Raw genomic sequence first — 24,463 nt, forward strand, 5'->3', positions numbered from 1 at the left:
CATCATCCGTAAGCCGGGCTAACACCCATGCTCAAGCGCTACCCTTCGATCCAGTCGATGCAGGCCTTTCTGCACGCCGCGCGCGCCGGCAGCTTTTCGAGCGCGGCGCGCCAGTTGTCGCTCACGCATAGCGCGATCAGCCAGCAGATCCGCACGCTCGAGGATTTCGTCGGGCAACCGCTCTTCGTGCGCGAAAGCGCGCGCGTCGTGCTGACGGATGCGGGCGCGCTCTTCGCCAAGCAACTGACCGATGGCTTCGAGCAGATCGATCGCGCGTTGTCGTTCGTGAAGGAGCGCGCGGTGAAACAGTCGATCACGCTCGACGTCGATCCGGAACTCGCGCAAAGCTGGCTCGTCGCCCGGCTGCCCGCCTTGCTCGGCGGACTCTCGGCCACGTCGCTGACGCTGCTGTCCGCGCCGCGTCACGATCGCAGCGCGTTCGAACGCGTGGATCTCGCGCTGCGTTACGGCTACGGCGAATGGGATGGCTTGGAGAACGCGCTGATCTGCGGCGATCGTCTGACAGTCGTGGGTTCGCCCGCGCTTTTGAAAGCGCGCGGGTTCGTTGCGCCGTTGAAACCCGAACAGGTGCTCGAACTGCCCTTGCTCGGCTACACGAAGCGCTCATGGATTCCGTGGCTCGATGCGGCCGGCCTGCCCGCCGTCGAACCCGAAGCGATCGCGATCTTCGATAACGCCGCCGGACTGATCGCGGCAGCGAGTGCGGGCGCGGGCGTCGGACTCGCGCGCGGCCTGCTCGCCGCAGATGCGCGGCGCGACGGCAGGCTGGTTGAGCTAACGCACATCGAGATTCCGACGCACTACAACCTCTACGCCGTGTGGCCGCACGAGAAAGCGGCGCGCGTCGCCCCGCTCGTCGAGGCAATCCGCGAACTCGTCGCGCAAACGGTCAGGCTGGACCTTGCGCCGTAGCCGTTTCGCGCACGGTTTCGAGGAATCGCGCAAGCACCGGAGACGGCGTTTCCGCGCGATAGCGCGCATGCAGCGACACTTCCGGCGACGGCTCGGCGAGCGGCACGAATGCGACGCCGCCGCTCGACAACTGCCGCGCCGAAGAGGGCACGAGCGCGACACCGAGCCCTTCGCGCACGAGACACAGCAGCGTGTGCAACTCGACGACTTCCTGCTCGATACGCGGCGTGAATCCCGCTTCGACACAGCAGTCGCGCAGAAAACGCGCGAGTTGCGACTGCAACAGTCCGAACGATAGAAAGCGCTCGCCTTCCAGTTCGCGCAACGCGATCTCCCCGTGCGATGCGAGCGCATGCGCGAGCGGCAGCGCGACCATCGCGGGTTCGCGCAAAACCACCTCGCTGACGATCTCCGGATCGTCGTGCGATACGCGGAAGAAACACACGTCGAGCCTGCGCTCCTTCAACGCCTGAATCTGCGCGGCGGGCGTCATTTCGTGCAGCGTCCAGCGCACCTGCGGATGCTTGCGCGCGAACACCCCGAGCGTGCGGGGAATGGGTTCGACCATTGCGGAACTGATGACGCCGATCTCCAGGCTGCCCACTTCGCCGCGCCCCGCGCAACGCGTGAGATCGATCGCGCGCTCGAACTGCGCGAAGATCAGCGGCGCCTGTTCTTTCAGTGTTTTCCCTGCCTCCGTCAGTTCGACGCGATGCTGCGAGCGCAGAAAGAGCGCCGTACCCATCTCCTCTTCGAGGATTCGGATCTGCTGGCTCAAGGGAGGCTGCGAGATGTGCAGCCGCGCGGCTGCGCGGCCGAAATGCAGTTCATCGGCGAGCACCGCGAAGTACCGCAAAAGCCGCATGTCCATATCGCTAACGTATCAAGATCGTGGTTAAAAAATATTGTACAGAGCGCGCGTTACTTGTGAGACTGCATCGCAAGCAGCAGTGCGCATCAGTGTGACACTCGATGCCGGCGAGGGGAAGACACCGCGATGTGTCTTGCAAAGGGCCGCATGGAAAAGCCTCGTTTCGAGCGCTTTCGTTCCATCGATACGCCTGTTAGCGATTCCCTCAAGGAGATCGAGAACAATGATCATCGACACAAGCTGTTATCCGACGAATCTCGTCGACCTCGCCTGGCGCCATGACGGCGAGCCCTTCTCCGGCGAGCGTCTCATCGAAGTGATGGACGGGCCGTACATCATCAACGGCAAGCCGCGACGCATCGACAAGGCGTTCATCCAGCCGCCGCAGGGCAACACCATCTATACATGGACCGATGGCGTGCGCACGGGCCGCGAGTCGATCGACGACTACATGGCGTACACCGTCGAGATGACGCAGAAGTATCCCGACCGCCTGCTCGGCTGCTTCGTCTATAACCCGCGCTGCGGTCCCGAAAACGGCGCCGACGCCATCGAGTTCTACGCGAAGGAGCATGGCTTCAGGATGGTGCAGTTGCAGGCCAACATGCACGCGTATCGTCCGGATCGCGCGCTCGACTGGCTGCGTCCGGCGTTGCGCAAATGCGCGGACCTCGGCCTGATCGTCAAGCTGCATACCGGCGACGGCCCGTACAGCATTCCGAGCGAATGGTATCCGCTGATCCGCGAGTTTCCGTCCGTGCCGTTCATCATGGCGCACTTCGGCGTGCAGACGGGCGGCGTGTACTGCTTCGAGCCGTATCAGATGGCGCTCGACACGCCCAACGTGTATTGCGAATCGAGCTGGTGCCTGCAATCGCGCATCGTCGAATTCGCGAAGGTGCTGCCGACGCACAAGATTCTCTACGGCTCCGATACGCCGCCGAACGAGCCCGGCATGTGGTTGCGCCTGCTCGAAGTGCTCTGCCACGAGCCGCCGCAAGGCCTGAATCTCGACGAGGACACGCTCGAGGACTATCTCGGCAACAACCTCGCGCGCATGCTCGGCATCGAACCGAGCGCGCCGCCCAAGACAGTCGAAGAAGCGCAAGCCTATCTCGACCAATGCAAAGAAGCCGACTACGCTGGAGCCCGCTGATGATCATCGATACCCATCTGCATCCGACCAATCTCGTCGACGAAGCCTGGCGTCATACGGGCGAGCCTTTCACCGGCGAGCGCCTGCTCAAGATGATGGACGGCCCGTACATCATCAACGGCAAGCCGCGCCGCATCGACATGGGCTTCATTCAGCCGCCCCCCGGCAATACCGGCTATCGCGACGGCAACCGGCGCGGCCGCGAAGGCATTCGCGATTACATGTCGTATATCGCCGAATTGACGCAGAAGTATCCCGACCGCTTCATCGGCAACTTCACGTACAACCCGCGCTGGGGCCCGGAAAACGGCGCGGCCGAACTCGAATTCCACGTGAAGGAGTACGGCTTCAAGATGCTCAAGCTGCACGCGAACATGCACGGCTACCGTCCGGATCGCGCGCTCGACTGGCTGCGTCCTGCGATGAAGAAATGCGCGGAGCTGGGCGTCGTCGTGCTGATCCATACCGGCGACGGGCCGTACACCATTCCCACCCAGTTCTATCCGATCATCCGCGAGTTCCCGATGGTCAACTTCATCATCGGTCACTTCGGCATTCAGACGGGCGGCAACTACTCGTTCGAAGCCTTCTGGATGGCGATGGACACGCCCAACGTGTATTGCGAATCGGGCTGGTGCTATCAGTCGCGCATCGTCGAGTTCGCGCGCGAGTTGCCGCGCAACAAGATCGTGTTCGGCACGGACTCGCCGCCGAACGAGCCGGGCATGTGGCTGCGCGAGCTGGAGATGTTGTGCGGACCCGCGCCGCAAGGCATGGATCTCGACGAAGACGGACTCGAAGACTACATGGGCAACAACATTGCGCGGCTGGTCGGCATCGAGCCGACCAAACCGCCGAAGGATCTTGCCGAAGCGGAGAAGCGGCTGAAGGCCACTTACGTGAAGAGCGACGACGACATCGCTCAGCCTGCCTGACATCACATGGGCGCGGTCGTCCACGCGCCCTCGCTTCTCTCACGACGGAGTTCACGATGGCCGATAACCTCTTGCGCGCCACGCAGGACTTTCATCGTTTCGCGGAGATATACCGCGAGCGATATCCCGACGATGTGCTGACGCTTCGCGAATCCGTTTCCGCCGATCAGGACGTGACCGCGATCGTCGCGCAACTCGCCGCGCGCGGACAACATCCGATGCTCGTGTGCGAGAACGTCGACGGCATCTCGACGCCTCTGGCGACCAACTTCTTCGCATCGCGTGAACGCATCGCGCGTTTGTTCGATACGAACGCGAGCGGCTTGTTCGACGCCTATCAGCAGCGCGCCAACGCGCCCATCGCGCCGGTTCATGTATCGAGCGGTCCCGTGCTCGATGAAGTCATCGAAGGCGATTGCGTCGATCTCGCGCAACTGCCGATGATCCGCCACTTCGACACCGATCGCGGTCCCTATGTGACGAATGCCGTGATCGTCGCGGAAGACCCGGTGACGGGCATCGCCAATCTCAGCTATCACCGTTCGATGCGCCATGCACGCAACGCGCTCGCGACGAGCCTGCATTCGCGCGGCCATGCGTGGCGCATGCTTCAAACCGCGAAGGCGCGCGGCGGCACGTTGAAGGTCGCGATGGTCATCGGCGCGCATCCCTTGTTCATGCTTGCCGCGGCGGCGCGCGTGCCCTTCGGCATGGATGAGCGCGCAATCGCGGGCGGACTCTTCGGCGCGTCGCTCGAACTGGTGCGCACCCCGCGTCATGGCATCGGCGTGCCGGCCGCGGCCGAGTTCGTTCTGGAAGGCACGATCGATCCGGATGAGCACGCCGAAGAAGGCCCGTTCGGCGAATTCACAGGCTACTCATCGGATCGTTCGACCAACAACGTATTGCGCATCGATACGATGATGCGCCGCCGCGATGCGTGGCTGATCGATGTCGTCGGCGGTCCGTATGCCGAGCATCTCACGCTCGCACGTCTGCCGCGCGAAGCCGAAATGAGCGAGAAGCTCAAGGCACGTTTTCCTTCGGTGACCGCGCTGCACTATCCGAACTCGGGCACGCATTTTCATTGCTATGTCGCGCTCAATCAGACACGCGACGGCGAAGCGCGCCAGATCATGCTCGCGCTGCTCGGCTGGGATCCTTATCTCAAGCATGTCGTCGCGGTGGACAGCGATATCGACATCGGCGACGACTCGCAGGTGCTCTGGGCGATGGCGACGCATGCGCAGCCGCACGAAGACGTGTTCATCGTCGATGGCTTGCCGGGCAGTCCGCTCGATCCGTCTTCGTCGGCTAACGGCACGACATCGCGCATGGGCATCGATGCGACGCGCGGCGCGAAGTTCGACGGCATACGCGCGCGCATCGGCGATGAAGCGATGCGGCGCGCGATGGACATCATCAAAGGAGCCGGACAATGAGCACGCGGCGCATCGCGGTGGGCATCAGCGGCGCGTCGGGCTTCGTGTATGGCGTGCGGCTGCTGCAATTGCTGCGCGCACTCGACATCGAAACGCATCTGACCGTATCTCGCAGCGCACTGCTGACGATGTCGCACGAAACGGACTACAAGCTCGCCGATGTCAGCGCGCTCGCGAGCGTCACGTATCGCTGCGACGACATGGCCGCGGCCATCTCTAGCGGCTCGTTTCGCACGTTGGGGATGATCGTCGCGCCCTGCTCGATGAAGACGCTCGCCGAAATTGCGAGCGGCCATTCGTCGAGCCTGATCTCGCGCGCCGCCGATGTCACGTTGAAGGAACGCCGTCCGCTCGTGCTGCTCGCACGCGAAACGCCTCTCACGCTGGCGCATCTGCGCAACATGGTCGCGGTCACGGAAATGGGCGGCATCGTCGCGCCGCCGGTGCCCGCGTTCTACGCGCGCCCGGCCTCGCTCGACGCGATGATCGATCACACGCTCGGCCGCGTGCTCGATCTGTTCGGACTCGATTGCGGCGCGGTCACGCGCTGGAAAGAACACGAAGCATGACTCACTCGAAGGAGACAAGATGATGACGCATATCCACACGACGCATAACGCATTCGAAAAAATTCCCGTCACGGTGCTGACCGGCTTTCTCGGCGCAGGCAAGACCACGTTGTTGAACTACATTCTGCGCGAGAAGCACGGCCACAAGATCGCGGTGATCGAAAACGAGTTTGGCGAAGTCGGCATCGATGGCGGGCTCGTACTCGAATCGACCGAAGAGATCTACGAGATGACCAACGGCTGCGTGTGCTGCGTCGGCGCGGTACGCGAGGATCTCGTGCGCATCGTGCGCATGCTCGTCGAGCGGCCGGAACGGCTCGATCACATCATCGTGGAGACGAGCGGGCTCGCCGATCCGTATCCGGTCGCGCAGACCTTCTTCATCGACGACCCGATCGCGCAACGCGTGACGCTCGACGCCGTCGTGACCATGGTCGATGCGAAGCACATCGCCGCGCATCTCGACGATCTCGTGCTCGACGGCCGCGACAACCAGGCGGTCGATCAGATCGTGTGCGCGGATCGCATCGTCATCAATAAGGTGGACCTCGTGACGTCTGCGGAAATCGCTTCGTTGAAAGAGCGGCTGCGCGGACTCAATGCGACGGCGGAGATCGTCGAATCGAGTTATGCGCAAATCGATCTGCGCAGGATTCTCGGCGTGGGCGCAAACGAGTTCGCGCAACAGCTCGTCGAAGCGGAGGAACATCACCATCACGATCATGAACATGAGCACGATCACGACGATCACCATCACGATGAAAGCGTGTCTTCCGTCGGTATCGAAGTGGACGCGGACATCGATCTCGATGCGCTGCAAACCTGGCTCGCCGAACTGCGCGCAGCCGATGCGACGAAGCTCTTTCGCATGAAAGGCATCTTCGCGGTGAAGGGTCAGCCCTACCGCTACGTGCTGCAAGGGGTACACGACATCATCGAACTGAAAGCGGCGCAGGCGTGGGGCAGCGAGCCGCGTTCGAGCCGCATGGTGTTCATCGGACGCGAGCTGGATCGCGCCACGCTGAACGAGCGCTTCCATGCCTGCCTCGCCGTGCCGGTCGCAGCCTGACGAGCGATAGCGTCCGGCGCGCACAGCGACGCGCCGGCGGAAAACATAATCAGGAGACACGTGATGAACACCGAACACCACCCGGTCGACCGCGTCCTGCCCAAGCGGCAGATGATCACGCTCGGCTTGCAGCACATGCTGGTCGCGTATATCGGCGCGATCGCGGTTCCGTTGATCGTCGCGTCGGCGCTGAAGTTGTCGCCGGCCGATACCACCGTGCTCATCAGCACGGCCTTGTTCTGCTCGGGTATTTCGACGGTGCTGCAGACCGTCGGCATCTGGAAGTTCGGTGTGCGCCTGCCGATTCTGCAAGGCGTCGCGTTCAGCAGCGTGGGACCGGTCATCGCGATCGGCCTGAGTCCGGGCGTCGGCTTCGCGGGCGTGTGCGGCGCGGTGATCGGCGCAGGTATCTTCACGATGTTCGCCGCGCCCCTCGTCGGACGCTTGCGGCGCTTCTTTCCGCCGGTCGTCACGGGCTGCATCGTCACGGTGATCGGCTTGCAGCTCTTTCCCGTCGCGTATCAATGGGCAGGCGGCGGCGAGCATGCGCGGCAGCACTTCGGCGCACTGCCCTTTCTCTGCGTCGCGCTGTTCGTCGCGCTCGTGATACTCGCCGTCAATCGCTTCGCCAATGCGTTTCTGCGCAATCTTTCCGTGCTGATCGGTCTCGTCGCAGGCAGCGTGCTCGCCTGCGCGCTCGGCATGGGCGACTTCGCGAACGTCGCGAACGCGCCGTGGTTCACCATGCCGCTGCCCTTTCACTTCGGCATGCCCGTGTTCTCCTTCGTGCCCGTCATGACGATGATCGTCGTAATGGTCGTGCAGATGGTCGAGTCGATGGGCCTTTTCGTCGCGATCGGCGATATCGTCGAGAAGAACATCAGCGAGGAAGACGCGGTGCGCGGCATGCGCGCCAACGGGCTCGCGAGCGCGATTGCGGGCATGTTCGCCGCGTTCCCGTTCATCGCGTTCATGGAGAACGTCGGACTCGTCATTCTCACCGGCGTGCGCAGCCGCTGGGTCGTCGCGGTGAGCGGCGTGCTGATGTGCGTCGTCGCGCTCGTGCCGAAGATCGGCGCGGTGGTGGCCTCGACGCCATCGGCCGCGCTCGGCGGCGCGGGGATCGCGATGTTCGGCGTCGTGGTCGCGGCCGGCGTGCAGACGCTCGCGAAAGTGGACTTCGAGCGCAATCGATACAACGTGCTGATCGTCGGCTTCACGATCGCCACCGCGCTCATCCCCGTGATGGCGCCGCAGGTCTTCGGGAAGATGCCCGAGTGGACGCAGCCCTTCGTGCATAGCGGCGTCGTGCTCGCCTGCCTCGTATCGGTCGTGCTGAACGCCGTGCTCAACGGCGCGCATGAGGAAGACGTCGTGCCCGCGCACAACATGGTGCGCGAATGAACGCAACCACAGGATCCACGATGAACACGCAAGCCTTACTGATCAAGAATCCCGTCGCTGTGATGAGCGGATCGAAGGGCGGCGCCGCGCGTCCTGGCGCTGTCGATATCCGCATCCGCAATGGCGTGATCGACACCATCGCGCCGAATCTGGAAGCGCGCGCCGACGAGCGCGTCATCGATGCCCGTTCGTGCGTCGTGTATCCGGGATGGGTGAACACGCATCATCATCTGTTCCAGAACCTCCTGAAAGCGGTGCCGTCCGGCATCAACGCAGACTTGCAGGAATGGCTCGCGGCCGTGCCGTATCCGCGTCTCGCGCGCTTTACGCCCGAACTCGCACGCGTCGCGGCGCGTCTCGGCATGGCCGAACTGCTGCTCTCGGGCGTGACGACCTGCGCGGATCATCACTATCTCTATCACGCGGACGGCACGACCGAAACCGGCGATCTTCTGTTCGACGAAGCCGCCTCGTTCGGCCTGCGCTTCGTGCTGTGCCGTGGCGGCGCATTGCAGGCGGCGGGCGATCATCCCGGCTTCTCGAAGGTCGCGCTCAAGCCCGAGTCGCTCGATCAGATGCTGGCCGATATCGAACGCCTGAAGGCGCGCTATCACGATGCGACGCCCGCATCGATGCGCCGCGTCGTGGTCGCGCCGACGACGCCGACGTTCTCGCTGCCGCCCGCGCTGCTGCCCGAAATCGCGCGCGCGGCGCGGCGCATGGGCTTGCGCATGCATACGCATCTGTCGGAGACGCAGCGCTATGTCGACTTCTGCCGCGAGCGCTTCGACAAGCTGCCCGTCGAGTTCGTCGCCGATCACGAATGGCTCGGACCGGACGTGTGGTTCGCGCATCTCGTGCATCTGGAAGCGAGCGAAATCGCCATGCTCGCCGAAACCGGCAGCGGCTGTTCTCATTGCCCCGTGAGCAATGCGCGGCTCGGCAGCGGCATCGCGCCCGCGCCGCGGATGGCCGCGGCAGGCGTGCCGATGTCGCTCGCGGTGGACGGTGTCGCATCGAACGAATCGGGCAGCATGACCAGCGAAGCGCACTTCGCGTGGCTCGTGCATCGCGCGGCGCAGGGCGCATCGGCGACCACCGTCGATGAGATCGTCCACTGGGGCAGCGCGGGCGGTGCGGGCGTGCTCGGTCTCGATGCGGTCGGCACGCTCGAAGCGGGCAAGGCCGCGGATCTCGTGCTGTACGACATCGACAATCCGCGGTTCTACGGCTTTCACGATCTCGCCGTTGCGCCGGTCACTGCGGGCGAACCCGCGCGCGTGCGCTACAACATCGTGAATGGCCGCGTCGTCGTCGATGACGGCGTTATTCCCGGTCTCGATCTCGACGCCCTTCGCCATCAGGCGGCGGAAGGCGTGAAGCTGCTGTTGGAGGATTGACGCATGCGACGCGTTCGTATCGGCATATTGACGCCATCGTCGAACACTGCGCTCGAACCGGTCACGTCGGCGATGCTGAGCGCATTGCCGAACGTGAGCGCGCACTTCGCGCGTTTTACGGTGACGGAGATCGGCCTCACGCAACACGCGCTCGGCCAGTTCGATGCGCACCGCATTATCGACGCCGCGCGGCAACTCGCCGATGCCCGCGTTGACGTCATCGGCTGGAGCGGGACATCGGCGGGATGGCTCGGCTTCGAGCGCGACCAAGCGCTATGCGCTCAATTGACAGAGGCGCTCGGCATTCCCGCGACGACTTCCGTGCTTGCGCTGAACGAACTGCTCGCGAAAACGGGCGTGCGGCGTCTGGGGCTCGTCTCGCCGTATACCGACGACGTGCAGGAGCGCATCATGTGCAACTACGAGCGGCTGGGGATCGAATGCGTCGCGGAGCGTCATCTGGGCTTGACCGAGAATTTCCGCTTCGCCGAAGTGCCCGATAAGGTGCTCGCCGAGATGATGCACGAAACCGCGTTCGCCCGTCCCGACGCGGTGACGACGTTCTGCACGAACCTGCATGCGGCGCATCTCGCGCGCCCGTTCGAAGCCGCGACGGACATTCCCGCCTACGACACGGTCACGACTGTCGTATGGAAGGCGCTGAGCATGCTCGACGTGGATATGTCCGCGCTTGGGGGCTGGGGAAGGATCTTTTCGATGAGGAAGTGACCGTGGCAGGACAACAAAATCAACTGACAGCACCTGGCGTCCCCGTGCTTTGCTCCTCATGCTGCCGGCAATAACGACATTGCTGCGTCTCTAACCGCGCCTGTTCGGTGAATGAGCCTTGACTACGATCTACGTGGTGGCACTCATGATGCAGCCACTCGCCGAATCGCTGATAGCTTTCCATATTGCTACGCCGGTTAGGCGCGCAAAGGTAGTAGCCGAGCGGGCTCTCGAAGCGCTGCTCGAAGGGCTCAATCAGTTGTCCACTCGTCAACGCGTCGCTCACCAGGCAACTGGGAACCAGCGCAACCCCTAACCCAGACACCGCAGCCTGGATAATCAAGCTGAAAAGATTGAAGCTGGGGCCGATGCGCGCGCTTTTGTGCTCGCCGGCGTAAGCGATGAACCAGTCTTCCCAAGCCGACGGAATCTCGTTGTGCTGCAACAGCGTGCGGTCTTTCAGATCATAAAAGTTCTTGATGTTATGGCGGCGCACATAGCCAGGCGAGCAAACGACGCTCGTTTCTTTGCCGATCAGGTAAGTAGCCTCTGCAATTGCCCAGTCGCCATAGCCGTATTGGATCGACGCGTCGTGATCGGGTCCGGCATCCATGCTGTCGATCGTGTAATAGCGCACGAAGTTGATTGATATATCGGGGTTGAGCGACCTGAACGATTCCAGTCTGCAAAGCAGCCAGTTCGCCGCGAAGGTCGGCGCCACGGAAAGATTCAACAAATGAGTGTGCCTGGCGGTGGACATCACCTGCGTCGTCGCGCTCTCCAGCGTCTGAAGGGCGGACCTCACCTGCTTGAGGTAAACCTCTCCGATATGCGTAAGCGCCAGACCGTTTCGGGACCGGATGAATACCGGATGGCCAAGGTAGTTCTCAAGCTCGGCAATATGCCTGCTGATGGCGCTTTGCGTCACGAACAATTCTTTCGCCGCCTTCGAGAACGACATGTGCCGCGCGGAAACGATGAACGCGTTCAGTTCCGAAATAGTTGGACAGCGTCTGCGCATACGTATGAGTAAGCTCATGGGGGTAGAAATATTTGGCAGGAGCTACATCGAAAAATTGACGGACTGCGGTTTTCGTCGTGGTTACAGTCAGCTGCATGGAGACAACTACGGCCGCGCCCCGCGGCAAGCTCGATTATGCGACCAACCATCATCCGCAATGCAGCAATTCTCGACACTCGAAATCTCAAGCTGCAGTTTACTCATAGCATACTGATCTCGGACGGCACGATCCAGAAAATTGGTGGCGGTGACCTCTCTTGCGAAGGCGCGCTCGAAATAGACGCCAAAGGCATGACGCTGATGCCCGGTCTGATCGATTGTCACGTGCATGTGATGGCCTCTTCGTTCAACTTGGGCACGGTTGCGCGTCTGCCCAACGCGCTGGCGCTGCTCCGCGCGCTGCCGATCATGAAGGGCATGCTCGACCGCGGCTTTACCTCGGTACGCGACGCCGGCGGTGCCGACTGGGCGCTGGCCGAGGCGGTGAGGACCCGTCAGATAGTGGGTCCGCGGATGTTCTGTGCTGGCAAGGCCCTGTCCCAGACGGGCGGGCACGGCGACTTTCGTGCGCGCAATGACATATTGGAAGACCCCTGCGCTTGCGCCTACAAGATCGGCAACATTGGCCGCATCGTGGATGGCGTCGATGCCTGCCGCCTTGCCGTGCGTGAGGAGATCCTGAAAGGCGCTGCGCAGATCAAGGTCATGGCTTCCGGCGGCGTGGCTTCGCCGAATGATCCCATCGACAACATGGGTTTTTCCGAGGCGGAGTTGCGTGCCATCGTGGAGGAAGCCAGTAACGCCAACACATACGTCATGGCTCACGCCTATACGCCGAGGGCGATAACGCGCGCCATCCAATGCGGCGCGCGCACGATCGAGCACGGCAACCTGGTGGATGAGGCCACGGCGCGACTGATGAAGGAGAAAGGCGCCTACATGGTGCCGACGCTCATCACCTACGAGGGTCTGGCCAACGACGGCCCGAAGTACGGCCTTCCACCAGAATCGGTGCGCAAGATCGCCAAGGTACGGACCAACGGCCTCGAGGCGCTAAAGGTGCTGGATAACGCAGGCGTAAAGATGGGTTATGGCTCGGACCTATTGGGCGAAACGCACTACCTGCAGTCCGATGAATTGCTGTTGCGAGCCAAAGTCCTGGGCAGTCCCAAGACGATTCAGCAGGCGACACTGATCGGTGCCGAGATCCTCAATCACGAGGGCCTGCTCGGCGAGATCGTCGAACAAGGCTATGCCGATCTGCTGCTGATCGACGGCAACCCGCTCGACGACATCGCGCTGCTGACCCGGCATGACACGGCCATCAAGCTGATCATGCAGGACGGCGTCATCCACAAGAATTGCCTCTGATTGGCAACTTCTCCGCCCTCCTTCGGAGCAGCTCATGCATACCGTATCGGAACGTCTGGAGCGGCTGCCGTTCAGCCGCTTTCATTTCAAACTTCTATTCATTGGCGGCCTGGGGCTCGCCTTTGAGGCGCTGGACGCGGGAATCATCGCCTTTATCTTGCCCTCCTTGCGCGCACAATGGCACTTGACCGGCGGCCAGGCGGGATGGATCGCGAGCAGTACCTATGTTGGTTTTCTGGTCGGCGCGCTCCTGTCAGGTCTGATGGGCGACCGGTTCGGCCGCAAGGTCGTCATGATGTGGGCGCTGGTGCTCTTTTGTGTTGCCACGTTCGCCAACGCCTTCGCGACCAATTTCCACGAGTTCTACATGCTGCGCATGATTGCGGGTGTGGGAATGGGTGCCGAGGGGGCCATTGTCGCACCGTATCTGGCCGAATTTGTCAGCAGCCGTTATCGCGGCCGCTTCACAGGAGCACTGGCGGGATTCTTCTCGTTCGGGTTCGTCCTGTCCGCGTTACTGGGCTATCTAATCGTGCCGACGAGCGACGATGGCTGGCGTTATTTGATGGCCATCGCGGCCTTGCCCGTGGTGTTCCTGTTGTGGATGCGGCGCGCATTGATGGAATCGCCGCGCTGGCTGGAAGAGATGGGCCGCTTCGACGAAGCGGCGCGTATCTGCGATGCGATCGAGGTGCAGGTCGAAAAGGCGACTGGCCAGCCGTTGCCGGAGCCGGAGAGAGCGCCCAATCGTGCGACGCCAGCGAGCCCCGACGAACGCGGAAGTTTTTTTGGCCGACTGGCTCTGCTGTTCAAGCCGCATTACCTCACCACGACCATCGTAGTCTGGGTCTTCTGGATTGCCGTTATTTTCTGCTATTACGCCTTTCTGGTCTGGATTCCGAGCCTGCTGGTGACCAAGGGCTTCGCCATTACCAAGAGCTTTTCGTTCACCATCCTGATCTATCTGGCGCAGATTCCAGGCTATTACTCAGCCGCCTATCTTAACGACAAGATTGGCCGAAAGTACACCATCCTGGTCTACATGCTGGCGTCGTGTCTGGCCGCACTCGGACTGGCTTTTGCAAGTGGCGATGCGCACATCGTCCTCTACAGCATGCTGCTGTCCTTCGGCATGAACGGCGTAGTCGCCGGCCAGTACACCTATACCGCCGAGATCTATCCCACCTCCATCCGCGCCACGGGTATGGGTACCGCGTCGGCGTTGGCTCGCATCGGCTCGATCGCATCGCCGACGATCGTCGGGGCTGCCTACCCGGTGCTCGGCTTCGGCGGGGTGTTCGTGCTCATTACCACGGTGCTCTTTATCGGAGGGCTCGGCATTCTCTTCTTTGGCAAGAACACTCAAGGCATTACCCTGGAGGGCATCAACGAATGACACTAGAGCAAAAATTGGATCGCCTCGCGCAAGCCGCGCATGCGTTGGGGCGCGCCAAGGACGCCGAGGCGCGGTGGTCAGAGATCTCACGTGTAGCGGAGTCCGTCCTCGGCTACAGCCTGTTGACGGGACTTGTCTACCTGAAGGAGCAGCGGCTGATGCGCCGTATCTTCTCAAGTGACGAAACCGTGAGTCCGCTGGGCGGCTTCAAGGCAACGGGCAAGGGACCCTGGTCGACGCGGGTACTTGAGCAAGGGCTGCCCTACGTTGGAAGCGACGAGGCCGATATTCGGTCGGTGTTTTCCGAATCTGAAATGCTCATCGACCGCGGCCTGCATTCCGTACTCAATCTCCCCGTTTGTTGCGAGGGCAACGTGATCGGCTCGCTCAATCTATTGGATAGGCGACATGCGTACGATCATCTCGACGAGCGGGTGATGAATCTTTTCGCAGGTATTTGCGCGCCTACGTTTATGTTGGCGCACGAGGCGGAACGAGGGGCAGCGGCGGAACTGGATGCTTCCAAGCTGGACAGCGTTTAACGCCGATTCTTCTTTTGTTTCTATTTTTGCAATATCACGGCATTACAAAATTTCGTAGTACAAATCAGTTGTTCTACAAGGTTTAGAGGAAGAATTCACATCACAGGTTGGGGAGATTCAATGAAAAAGATATGTCTTGCAGCAGTATCGATCTCGGCTGCAATGAGTAGCCATGCGCAGAGCGCGGTTACGTTATACGGAACAGCGGATGACGGTATTACCTACACCAACAATCAAGGCGGACACAGCAATGTCCAGGCTTCAAACGGCGCACTTGGAAGCAGCAAATGGGGCTTCCAGATCAAGGAGGATCTCGGCGGCGGCTACAGCGCGCTCGCGCGTCTGGAGAACGGGTTCGACATCAACAGCGGGAAGCTGAACAACGGGGGCCGCCTGTTCGGGCGACAGGCCTACGTGGGCATAGGATCTCAGTTCGGCACCGTGACACTGGGCCGTCAGTACGACCTCGTTCTGGACTCACTGATCGGTCTTTCTGCGTCAAGCCGGTTCGGCGGGATCCTCGCGTCACACGCGGCAGATGTCGACAATGTCTGGGGCAACTATTCGTTGAGCAATTCAATCAAATATGTCTCACCGATCTACGGTGGCCTGAAGGTTTCGGCGCTGTTCAGCTTTGGAGGCGTCCCCGGCGATTTCTCGAATGGGAAAAAAGAGTCGGCCAGCATCAGCTATGCGGGCGACGCGTTAAGCGCGGGAGCCGTCTTCTCGCGCATCAACAATCCTGCCACGTCCATCTACGATGCAACGGCCGCTCCCGTCGCGGGAGGCGCCTTCGCTAACCCGATTTCCAATCCGACGTTCAGCGGCTACACGTCCGCACAAACCTTGCAGGTCGCGGGAGCCGGTATCAACTATCGGGTGGGACAAGCGCTCATCGGCTTTACATATACGAACACTCGCTTTGAAAACGTGGTTCGCACTTCGTCGACGCCATTTTCCGGAACCGCGACGTTCAACAATTTCGAGGTTCTCGCGACCTACAACCTGACTCCGGCTTTTATGCTCGGGACCTCATACGACTACACGAAGGCCGAGACCGCAAAGTACCTGCAGCTCAATGCGGGAACCTGGTACAGCCTGTCCAAGCGAACGCTGCTCTATGCGACGACTTCGTGGGAGCGCGCGACGGGCATCGACTCGACTGGCAATGCCGCGGTCGCCGCGCTGGCATTCCTGACGCCCTCCTCCTCGGCCAATCAGGTCGCTGTCCGAGCGGGCATTCGACATAACTTTTGATTCGGCGAAACCCGGCGGTAGCAGCTAAGTTGTAGTGTTCGCTTTGGGCCAAGATGTCCGCATTCGCCGCGCAAAACTCGCACCGAACCATTCGACTCACACTTGCGACCCAAAGCCCAGCCCGATCACCGTCTTATCAACATCGAAAGAACCGCACTCGCAGCGCAAAGCCCCGCGACAATCGGAAAGATGATCGATGTATGGCCGGTCGTATCGATGATGTGGCCGATAACCGGTTCGCCGACGCCCGCAAACATGTACGACATGGTGTTGAGTACGCCTGTCGCTGTGCCCGCGGCGCGGCGTCCGAAAAGATCAGGACACAAAGCCCAGAACGAAGACGCGGGCCCAAAGACGAAGAAGCCGCACAGGAACAGAAGCGCGATCGCAAGCATGCCGCCGTGCGGTACAAACATCATGAAGATGGCTGTCGCGCAAGCCAGCACCATGTACGAGACGATTGCCATATAACGGCGTCCCTGGAACAGCACGTCGGAAATCCAGCTATTCGACAGCGAGCCGAGCGCCATGCCCACCGGTAACGCAACCGTGATCCACTTGGGGTCGATCACTGTCGATGAGGTCTTCCAGCCGATGCCGAGAAAGTGCACCGGCACCCAGACCACCAGCGCATACCGTGCGGCGTTCTGAAAGCCGATCGCGAGACCCGTGACGTAGAGCCGCCAGTTCTTCATCACTAGCGCATAACGCTGCGCGCTCGTCAGCTCGCCTTCTAGTGCGTCGGACGACGCGCCTTCGTTCGATTGATCCGCTGCCGGCAGATCGCGAGCCTTGGGTCGTTCCGAAACGAAGAGCAACAGAACCAGCGCTCCGAGCAGCATCGACAACGGTGCAAGCCGGAAGATCCAGACCCAGCCGAGTTGCATCGTGCCAAGAATGATGACCGGGAAAATATAGGCAAGCACGGAAGAGAAACCGGAAAAGCCCACATAAACGCCATACACAAAGCCGCGATGCTTATGGTCCCACCAGTTGGATAGCAAGCGGCTGCCTGGCGCGAATCCCATCGACTGGAAATAGCCGTTGAGTCCCCACGCCAGCAGAAAGAACAGGAACGTATGGCCGAAACTGAATAGCCAGTTCGCCGCCAATGAAAGAATGGCCCCGGCGATCATCATCGTCTTGCCGCCCAGTTTGTCGCCCAGGTTGCCATTGATGAACTGCCCGCCCGCATAACACCAGAGCATCGTCGCACTGATCCAGCCGAGTTCGTACTTCGACAGGCCGAAATCATGTTGAATGCCGGCGACGGCGAAACCCAGCGTCTGCCGTCCGGTGTAATAGAACAGATAGCAAAAGGTCACGCCAATCAGCGCACGCCATTTGTACTGCGCGAAAGTCGTGGCCGTGTCGTGGGTCGTGTATCGCAAGACGTCAGGCGTATCAGAGGGCATGGGTGTCTCCATTTGGCGCGCGGTCTTTGCCGCGCTGGCCGTTTGTCGATATCAGGCGAGGTGGTTGAGTGCGAGATCGATCACGTCGAAGTTGCGCAGGCGCCGAGTGCCGTCGATGCCGCTGAGCTTGCGGTTGAAAATGAGGGGCACCTTCTGTTCGGACAGCCCGCCGTGAGAGCGCAGCGGCACGGTGAGCCCGGACAGGTCATGATTGACGGCGGCGCTGCCGAGCGCCGTGAGCCGCTCGCCGAGCACCACGAGCTCGCCGGTCCGGTCCGGCGGCAGTTCGAATCGCTCGCTCGCCTCGGCACGCGTCAACACCGCCTCGACGCCGTTGATTGCCGCGATGAACGCCATCACGTCGCGTTGACGCGCTTCATCGTCGCCTTCGTGCAGATAGACGGTGGCGTAGGATCCAAGCGCGCCGTGATGGACGACGTACGGGTCCGTGATCGGCAAGATCACGCGCGTGCTCTGCGCGCCGTATCGCGCGTCGAGGGCGTCCTGCAGGTACACGACGTTGGGCCGGCCGATAGCATCGGTTTTCGCGTTCATGCCGTGATCGGCGGTGAGCGCCAGCACGGCGCCCTCGTCGTGCAGACGCTGCAGATAACCGTCCATCATCGCGTAGAAGGCGTTTGCCTCGGGTGTGCCCGGCGCGTGCTTGTGCTGCACGTAATCGGTCGTGGACAGGTACATCAGGTCCGGGCGCTCTTCGCGCAGAATCGACAGGCCGGCGGCGAACACGAATTCCGACAGCTCCGCGCTGTACACGGACGGCACAGGCATGCCGACCCGCGCGAGGATGTTGTCGATGCCGTGCTCCCGACGCGTCACCTGATCTGCTTTCTCGGCAGAAAAGCAGATGCCCTCCAGACGATGACCGAGCAGGCTGCGCAGCTTGTCCTTTGCGGTCACGACGGCGACGCGCCCGCCCGCCCGCGCCATCTCGGCGAGAATGGTCGGCGCGCGCAGGTACTTGGCGTCGTTCATCAGTACTTCTGACTGAGTCTCCTTGTCGAAAAAGAAGTTGCCGCAAATGCCATGAACCGATGGCGGCGCGCCCGTGACGATCGACAGATTGTTGGGGTTGGTGAACGACGGCACGACGCAGTCGCCCGCCAGCACGGTGCCCGTCGATTGCAGGCTGGCCAGAAACGGCACCTTGCCGGCGAGGATCGCCTGATTGATGTACTCCTGCTCGCAACCGTCGACGCACACGACGATCGTCGGCGCAGAAGGCCATTGATAAGTCCGGGAATTGACGTTGATTTGCCGGGTCATGGGGACACCTTTTCGGATCGAGTGAGGGGAGTGACGTCAGCGTATGATGATCAATCCGCTCACACAATCGACAAAATATCCCACTGCCCGTTAAATAAACTCACATATGCGATCGAAGCTTCCTCCCCTCAACGCACTGCGCGTGTTCGAAGTCGCCGCACGTGCGGGCAGTTATTCCGCGGCTGCACGCGAGCTGAACCTGACGCACGGCGCAGTGAGCCGTCATATTGCGATTCTTGAAGACTGGCTGGGCCAACCGCTATTCGTTCGTGCCGGGCAAAGCATGGTCGCGTCGGGGCATGCGCGCGCGTTTGCCAACGAAATCAGCGCGGCCTTCGACCATATCGCGGACGCGGCGGAGCGCTATGGCAAGAGCCAGCATCGCAAGGTGATTCGAATCAGCGCGGCGGCGACCGTCGCAATGCGCTGGCTGATCCCTCGCCTGCCGTTGTTCACCGCGATCCACCCGGATGTCGACGTGCGTGTCTCGACGACACTGACGACCGACTCCGCGCTGCGCGGCAGCTTCGATCTGGCGATTCGTCGTGAAGTCCCCGTCGAGGGGCAATTTCAGGCGTGGCCGTTATTCGAGGAGCGCAACACGGTCATCGCGAGCTCGGCGCTGATCGCGCGAACGGGAATATCGTCGGTTGAACAGCTCGGCGCCGAAACGTGGCTTACCACGGAGTCGCGACCGGGGGATTGGGAAGGATGGACCGAAGCCGTGGGTCATCCCACGCTTCGGGCCAGTCGCACGTTGAGATTCGATCACTTCTTCGTGACCTTGCAAGCCGTGGCAGACGGCCTCGGCTTCGGTATCGGGCCGTTTCCCACGCTCGAGGCCGATTGCGCTTCAGGCCGTCTGCAGAAGCCGTTTCCCGATCTGACTTCCAGGGGAGCGACTTACCATGCGTTGGTCCCGCTCGATGCGGATAAGCCCGTGCACATGAGAGATTTCGTCGACTGGCTGACGGCAAGCGGAGAGAGCGACCCCGCTGCCGGATGATGGATGGGCTTTCGGTTATACGCGCGTGAACGTGTTCGCTCTACGCTTTTTTCATCGAACGCGGGGCGAACAGAATCAGTGTGATCGCGCCAAGCAGGACAACCGCCGTGACGAGGTACAGACCGGACGTGAGCGAACCCGTCACCGTCTTGAGCCAGCCCATCGCGAACGGGCTGGCGAACCCGCCGATCAGCCCCAGACTGTTGATAAACGCGATCGCCACCGCCGCCGAAGGGGTTCCGGCGAAATAGTCCGTCGCGATCGACCAGAAGAGCGGCATTGTCGCGAAAATTCCGGTTGCGGCAACGGTCAGAAGCGCGAGCGTCATCGCCACATTCGTGGGGATATACGGCAAGAGCCCGAGCGCCACGGCACCGGCGATCGCCGCGAGCGAGGTGTGCAGGCGCCGCTCCATCGTCCGGTCGGAACGGCGGCACAGCCAGACCATGCCCGCCGCGCTCAGGCCATAAGGAATCGCCGAATACCAGCCGATGCTCGCGAGGTCCGTGACGCCGCTCGACTTGAGCAGCGTGGGCAGCCAGAAGCTCACGGCATACGTCCCGCAGATGAACGCGAAGTACGCGAACGCCAGGGCGTAGAGACGCGGGCTCGTCATGGCCGTGCGCAGGCCGGAATCCGCGCGGGCCGAGTTTCGCTGCGACTCCGCCGCGAGCGCGGCGCTCAGGCGGTCGCGCTCACCGGACGTGAGCCATTTCGCCTTGGCCGCACTGTCGTCGAGATACGCGATCGCGACAAAGCCGAGCAGCACCGCCGGCGCCGCCTCGATGATGTAGAGCCATTGCCAGCCCTGCATACCGAAGCCACTGAGACTCGACATCGCCCAGCCGGAGACGGGGCCGCCGAAAAGGCCCGCAATCGGAATGCCGGTCATGAAGATGCCGAGCATGTGACCGCGCCGCGACTCGGGAAACCAGCAGCCGAGGTAGTACACGACGCCCGGAAAGAAGCCGGCCTCGAATACGCCGAGCAGGAAGCGCAACACGTAGAAGCCGGTCGGCGTCGAGACGTTTGCCATCAGGCATCCCACCACGCCCCAGCAGATCATGATGCGCGCGATGGTCCGCTTCGCCCCGATGCGTTCGAGGATCATATTGCTTGGCACTTCGAACAAAAAGTAGCCGATGAAGAAAATGCCCGCGCCGAGCCCGTACACGGTGTCGCTGAACCCGAGCGCGTCCTGCATCTGCAACTTGGCGAAACCCACGTTGATGCGGTCCAGATACGCCACCACATAACAAATGAAGAGCAGCGGAATCAGCCGCCACGCTACTTTGCGATAGAGCTTTTCATCCGAATGCGTGTCCGCCTCGCCGAGCGTCAGATTGCTTGCGAGCGGCTGGATCTTTTCGTACATGTTGCCTCCGTATATATCGTGCGCCGCGTTTCAAACCGACCAGACTTCATGCAGCACGCGAAGCCAGTTCTCGCCCAGCACCTTTTCGATGACGCTTTCCTTCATGCCCGCCTTCTGCATGGCCGCCGTCAGATTGGGAAACTCGCCGATGGTCCGGATGCCGAGCGGATTGAGCACCGTGCCGAAATCCGTGAGCCTGCGGTATGCGCCCTTGTCGTGACTGATCCAGTCGTAAAAGCCCTTGTCGTAGCCTTGCGTGAAGTCCGTGCCGATGCCCACCGCGTCTTCGCCCACCACATCGATCACGTACCGAATGGCCTCGACATAGTCTTCCACCGTCGAATTCGGTCCATTCTTGAGAAACGGCGAAAACATGGTCACGCCGACAAACCCGCCACGATCCACGATGAAGCGCAGTTCCTCGTCGGACTTGTTGCGCGGATGCTCCTTCAGCCCCGACGGCAGACAGTGCGAATAGCACACCGGCTTGGTCGAAGCGAGAATCGCCTCGCGCGATGTATTCGGCCCGACATGCGAAAGATCGACGAGCATGCCGACACGGTTCATCTCCGCCACGATCTCGCGTCCGAAGCCCGACAGCCCGCCGTCGCGCTCGTAGCAGCCCGTGCCGATAAGATTCTGCGTGTTATAGGCGAGCTGCGAAATGCCGACGCCGAGTTCCTTGAAAAGCCCGACATACTCGATGCGGTCCTCGAACGCGTGGCTGTTCTGAAAACCGAGAATGATCGCGGTTTTCCCGGCCTGTTTCGCTGCGCGAATGTCGTCGACACTGCGCGCGAGCGTCGCGAGTTCGCGGTTGGCCGCGACCAGCCGCTTCATCTCGATGATGTTATCCACGGTTCCGAGAAAGTCTTCCCATATGGAAACCGTGCAGTTCGCGGCGGTAAGCCCGCCACGCTGCATATCCTCGAAAATCGACTGGTCCCATTTCGAAACGATCAGTCCGTCCATCACGATGCATCGGTCATGCAGAGTCATTTCTCCCCCAAGTTTTCGCCAGTTCGTCACGATTGAGAGAAATGTAGGCGCTACAATTACATAGGTCTATACGTATCGAATACCTAGGTAACCGTCACCGGAAAACGCGCATTCATATGAACGTTCCCTCTTCCGCTCTCGACTATCGGGAGGTGTTTCTCAAGTTGCCGACGGCGGTCATCGTCGCGCGCGAACGCGTGATGGTCGATTGCAACGACCGTGCGCTGGCGCTGTTCCGGGCCGCGCGCGAGGACATCGTGGATCAGTCGTTCGCGGTCCTGTACCCCGAACAGAAGGACTTCGCGAGCACCGGCCGGCGCATCGCGCCGCTGATCGCGAAACGCGCCGTGTTCAGCGATGACCGCATCATGCGGCGCATCGACGGAAGTCATTTCTGGGTGACCGTGTGCGGCTTCGGCTTCAATCAGAAGCGCCCATACGAACTCGCGCTCTGGACCTTCACCGACCTCTCGCAGAATGAAAAGCACACGGACGTTGCGCGTTTGCTCACGGAGCGCGAGCGCGATGTCGCGGCGCTAGTCGTGCACGGCATGACGAGCAAGGAGATAGGCCGCGAACTGGATATCAGCCCGCGCACGGTGGATATCCATCGCGCGAGCCTCTTGCGCAAGTATGAAGTCAGGACCACCGCGGATCTGATCAAGCAGATTCTGGCTTGATCTTCGCGATGGCCTGGGTCGTGACGCTGCGGGTGCGCTTCATGGCGCGCATGCAACCCGCATCAACCGAGCAGCGGCGCCTTGCGCTTGCCCGCGCCTTGCTCATACGCATAGGCCAGCCCGAGCAAAGCCGCTTCATCCCACTGGCGGCCTACGAAGATGAGCCCGAACGGCGAGCCCGACGCGTAGTAACCCGCCGGCACCGCAATACCCGGCAGACCCGCGATGTTGATCTCGCCCACCGTCGTCTCCTGAATGGTGTCTTTCCCGTGCAAGGGCGGAAGCTCGCAGCGCATCTGCGGAAAGACAAGGGCATCGAGCCTTTGCTCGTCGAAGACTTTTTCGAAGATGCGCAGATAACGCGCCTTCAGGTCGACGAATTCGGGCATCTCCGGCGGCAGCGACGGATTCTCAAGCGCGGCCTTGAAATCCGCCAGGTTATGCATGTAGTTCAACACGCCGTCCGGCCCGAACGCGTCTTCGTCCTGCGTCGCCTTCGCGAACTCGGCAAAAGTCTTCAGCGCCGCGCCCTTGCCGAGCCGTTCGAGGTACTTCTCGACATCGTAAGGAATGGATTCGAGTCCGCGCGCATCGAAATTGCCAAGCGGCGCAGTCGTCTTGCGCAGATCGGCAAAGCCCGAGCCTTGAAACGGATCGTCGATGAGCGTCGCGCCAAGCGATACGAGTTCCCCTTTCACGCGCTCATACAACGCGGCCGCTTCTTCGGAAAGCGGCTGCTTACGCCATCCGGGGCCATACAGACCGATGCGCTTGCCCTGCAGCGCATTGCCGTCCAGCGCGGCCGCATAGCCGCCTTCCGGCTGCCGGCCGACGCCCGCGAGCGTCTTCGGGTCTTCGCTCGTGTAGCCGGCGAGCACGTCGAGGCACAGCGCGGCATCTCGCACATTGCGGGCGATCGGCCCGACGACATCGCGGTTGCCCGACAACGGCACCACGCCCGTGTTCGGCACCAATCCGATGGTCGGCTTGATGCCCACGAGGTCCTGCGCCGATGCGGGATTCTGGATCGAGCCGCCGGTTTCTTCGGCAAGTCCGAGCACCGCCATGCCCGATGCCACCGCCGACGCCGTTCCCGCGCTGCTGCCGCCCGGCACGCGGTCGCGCATCGCGACATTGATCGTGGGGCCCGCCCAGCTATCGTTGGCATGCGACCCGGTGTGGCTCAGGATCGGAACGTTCGTCTTGCCGAGCAGAACCGCGCCCGCACGGCGCATGCGCGCCACGACCGGCGCATCGCGCTCGGGCATCAGGTCGATGCCGCCCGTCTTGCTATACAGCTTCGACCATCCCGCGGTGGTCGGGAAGCCGACCATGTCCATCGGGTCCTTGATGACGACCGGCACGCCCGCGAGCGGCCCCAGTGTTTCACCGGCCGCGCGCCGTTCGTCGATCCTGCGCGCATCGTCGATGGCCGCCGGATTCAGGAAGATCAGCGCATTGTAGGTGCCGTTATGGCGCTCGATCCAGTCGAAGCAGGCACGCGCCAGTTGTTCGGCCGTGAACTTGCCGCTCTTGAATCCGTCCTGCACGCGCTCGACCGTGAGGTTGACGAGATCGATGTCGCTCGCACTGCGTGGTTCCATTCGAT

22 protein-coding genes are annotated in these 24,463 nt (G+C 61.8%); 15 read left to right on the plus strand and 7 right to left on the minus strand.

Annotated elements, in window-relative coordinates; genetic code table 11:
- Nucleotides 1–27: 27 nt before the first annotated feature.
- Nucleotides 28–933, plus strand: coding sequence for a LysR substrate-binding domain-containing protein (locus tag AWB70_RS08060; protein WP_053571310.1), 906 nt, complete (start codon nucleotides 28–30; stop codon nucleotides 931–933).
- Here the strand turns inward: AWB70_RS08060 and AWB70_RS08065 are convergent.
- Nucleotides 911–1,804, minus strand: a complete 894-nt coding sequence (locus AWB70_RS08065) for a LysR substrate-binding domain-containing protein (RefSeq protein WP_053571311.1) — start codon at nucleotides 1,802–1,804, stop codon at nucleotides 911–913. The two genes, AWB70_RS08060 and AWB70_RS08065, sit on opposite strands and share 23 nt — an antisense overlap.
- A gap of 223 nt (nucleotides 1,805–2,027) precedes the next feature.
- Here AWB70_RS08065 and AWB70_RS08070 point away from each other — a divergent pair, with 223 nt between their 5' ends.
- The 8 genes from AWB70_RS08070 (at nucleotide 2,028) to AWB70_RS08105 (ending at nucleotide 10,508) form a co-directional block, all read left to right on the plus strand.
- Nucleotides 2,028–2,960 (plus strand): amidohydrolase family protein, encoded by a 933-nt coding sequence (locus AWB70_RS08070; protein WP_053571312.1) that lies wholly within the window; start codon nucleotides 2,028–2,030, stop codon nucleotides 2,958–2,960.
- On the plus strand, nucleotides 2,960–3,895 hold the full coding sequence (locus AWB70_RS08075) for an amidohydrolase family protein (RefSeq protein WP_053571313.1): 936 nt from the start codon (nucleotides 2,960–2,962) through the stop codon (nucleotides 3,893–3,895). The genes AWB70_RS08070 and AWB70_RS08075 overlap by 1 nt, the downstream gene beginning before the upstream one ends.
- 56 nt (nucleotides 3,896–3,951) lie before the next feature.
- Nucleotides 3,952–5,337, plus strand: coding sequence for a UbiD family decarboxylase (locus tag AWB70_RS08080; protein ID WP_053571314.1), 1,386 nt, complete (start codon nucleotides 3,952–3,954; stop codon nucleotides 5,335–5,337).
- A complete protein-coding gene (locus AWB70_RS08085; RefSeq protein ID WP_053571315.1) occupies nucleotides 5,334–5,906 on the plus strand; it encodes a UbiX family flavin prenyltransferase in 573 nt (190 codons plus the stop codon). The genes AWB70_RS08080 and AWB70_RS08085 overlap by 4 nt, the downstream gene beginning before the upstream one ends.
- A gap of 22 nt (nucleotides 5,907–5,928) precedes the next feature.
- A complete protein-coding gene (locus AWB70_RS08090) occupies nucleotides 5,929–6,975 on the plus strand; it encodes a CobW family GTP-binding protein (RefSeq protein ID WP_053572074.1) in 1,047 nt (348 codons plus the stop codon).
- Nucleotides 6,976–7,038: 63 nt separating this feature from the next.
- The gene (locus tag AWB70_RS08095; protein ID WP_053571316.1) at nucleotides 7,039–8,379 is read left to right on the plus strand and encodes a nucleobase:cation symporter-2 family protein; all 1,341 of its coding nucleotides are present in this window, start codon (nucleotides 7,039–7,041) and stop codon (nucleotides 8,377–8,379) included.
- Between the two features lie 20 nt (nucleotides 8,380–8,399).
- On the plus strand, nucleotides 8,400–9,779 hold the full coding sequence (locus AWB70_RS08100; RefSeq protein WP_235024165.1) for an isoxanthopterin deaminase: 1,380 nt from the start codon (nucleotides 8,400–8,402) through the stop codon (nucleotides 9,777–9,779).
- 3 nt (nucleotides 9,780–9,782) lie between these two features.
- Nucleotides 9,783–10,508, plus strand: a complete 726-nt coding sequence (locus AWB70_RS08105) for a maleate cis-trans isomerase family protein (protein ID WP_053571318.1) — start codon at nucleotides 9,783–9,785, stop codon at nucleotides 10,506–10,508.
- 19 nt (nucleotides 10,509–10,527) lie between these two features.
- Here AWB70_RS08105 and AWB70_RS08110 read toward each other — a convergent pair whose 3' ends face one another.
- The gene (locus AWB70_RS08110) at nucleotides 10,528–11,547 is read right to left on the minus strand and encodes a LysR substrate-binding domain-containing protein (RefSeq protein ID WP_321167025.1); all 1,020 of its coding nucleotides are present in this window, start codon (nucleotides 11,545–11,547) and stop codon (nucleotides 10,528–10,530) included.
- A 117-nt stretch (nucleotides 11,548–11,664) separates the two neighbouring features.
- On the opposite strand from AWB70_RS08110, the gene AWB70_RS08115 reads away from it, so the two are divergent.
- The 4 genes from AWB70_RS08115 (at nucleotide 11,665) to AWB70_RS08130 (ending at nucleotide 16,095) form a co-directional block, all read left to right on the plus strand.
- Entirely contained in the window at nucleotides 11,665–12,900 is a 1,236-nt protein-coding gene (locus AWB70_RS08115; RefSeq protein ID WP_053571319.1) for a metal-dependent hydrolase family protein, read from the plus strand.
- A gap of 34 nt (nucleotides 12,901–12,934) precedes the next feature.
- Complete coding sequence (locus AWB70_RS08120) at nucleotides 12,935–14,296, plus strand: MFS transporter (RefSeq protein ID WP_053571320.1); 1,362 nt, start codon at nucleotides 12,935–12,937, stop codon at nucleotides 14,294–14,296.
- Nucleotides 14,293–14,838 (plus strand): GAF domain-containing protein, encoded by a 546-nt coding sequence (locus AWB70_RS08125; RefSeq protein ID WP_053571321.1) that lies wholly within the window; start codon nucleotides 14,293–14,295, stop codon nucleotides 14,836–14,838. The genes AWB70_RS08120 and AWB70_RS08125 overlap by 4 nt, the downstream gene beginning before the upstream one ends.
- Before the next feature lie 120 nt (nucleotides 14,839–14,958).
- Nucleotides 14,959–16,095, plus strand: coding sequence for a porin (locus tag AWB70_RS08130; protein ID WP_053571322.1), 1,137 nt, complete (start codon nucleotides 14,959–14,961; stop codon nucleotides 16,093–16,095).
- 125 nt (nucleotides 16,096–16,220) lie between these two features.
- Here AWB70_RS08130 and AWB70_RS08135 read toward each other — a convergent pair whose 3' ends face one another.
- Entirely contained in the window at nucleotides 16,221–17,510 is a 1,290-nt protein-coding gene (locus tag AWB70_RS08135; RefSeq protein ID WP_082378194.1) for an MFS transporter, read from the minus strand.
- Nucleotides 17,511–17,561: 51 nt separating this feature from the next.
- Complete coding sequence (phnA, locus tag AWB70_RS08140; RefSeq protein WP_053571323.1) at nucleotides 17,562–18,794, minus strand: phosphonoacetate hydrolase; 1,233 nt, start codon at nucleotides 18,792–18,794, stop codon at nucleotides 17,562–17,564.
- 106 nt (nucleotides 18,795–18,900) lie between these two features.
- On the opposite strand from phnA, the gene AWB70_RS08145 reads away from it, so the two are divergent.
- Nucleotides 18,901–19,800, plus strand: a complete 900-nt coding sequence (locus AWB70_RS08145; protein ID WP_053571324.1) for a LysR substrate-binding domain-containing protein — start codon at nucleotides 18,901–18,903, stop codon at nucleotides 19,798–19,800.
- Between the two features lie 40 nt (nucleotides 19,801–19,840).
- Here AWB70_RS08145 and AWB70_RS08150 read toward each other — a convergent pair whose 3' ends face one another.
- Both AWB70_RS08150 and AWB70_RS08155 read right to left on the minus strand, forming a co-directional pair.
- Nucleotides 19,841–21,175: an MFS transporter gene (locus tag AWB70_RS08150; RefSeq protein ID WP_053571325.1), complete on the minus strand. Its 1,335-nt coding sequence runs from the start codon at nucleotides 21,173–21,175 to the stop codon at nucleotides 19,841–19,843.
- Between the two features lie 30 nt (nucleotides 21,176–21,205).
- Complete coding sequence (locus AWB70_RS08155; RefSeq protein WP_053571326.1) at nucleotides 21,206–22,174, minus strand: dipeptidase; 969 nt, start codon at nucleotides 22,172–22,174, stop codon at nucleotides 21,206–21,208.
- 116 nt (nucleotides 22,175–22,290) lie between these two features.
- Between AWB70_RS08155 and AWB70_RS08160 the strand changes: the two genes are divergently transcribed.
- Nucleotides 22,291–22,854 carry a PAS and helix-turn-helix domain-containing protein gene (locus AWB70_RS08160; RefSeq protein ID WP_045460597.1) on the plus strand — a complete coding sequence of 188 codons (564 nt, stop codon included), beginning with the start codon at nucleotides 22,291–22,293 and terminating at the stop codon, nucleotides 22,852–22,854.
- A 62-nt stretch (nucleotides 22,855–22,916) separates the two neighbouring features.
- On the opposite strand, the gene AWB70_RS08165 is transcribed toward AWB70_RS08160, so the two are convergent.
- Complete coding sequence (locus AWB70_RS08165) at nucleotides 22,917–24,458, minus strand: amidase (RefSeq protein ID WP_053571327.1); 1,542 nt, start codon at nucleotides 24,456–24,458, stop codon at nucleotides 22,917–22,919.
- Between the last annotated feature and the right edge of the window lie 5 nt (nucleotides 24,459–24,463).

The organism is Caballeronia cordobensis (assembly GCF_001544575.2).
Lineage (GTDB): Bacteria > Pseudomonadota > Gammaproteobacteria > Burkholderiales > Burkholderiaceae > Caballeronia > Caballeronia cordobensis.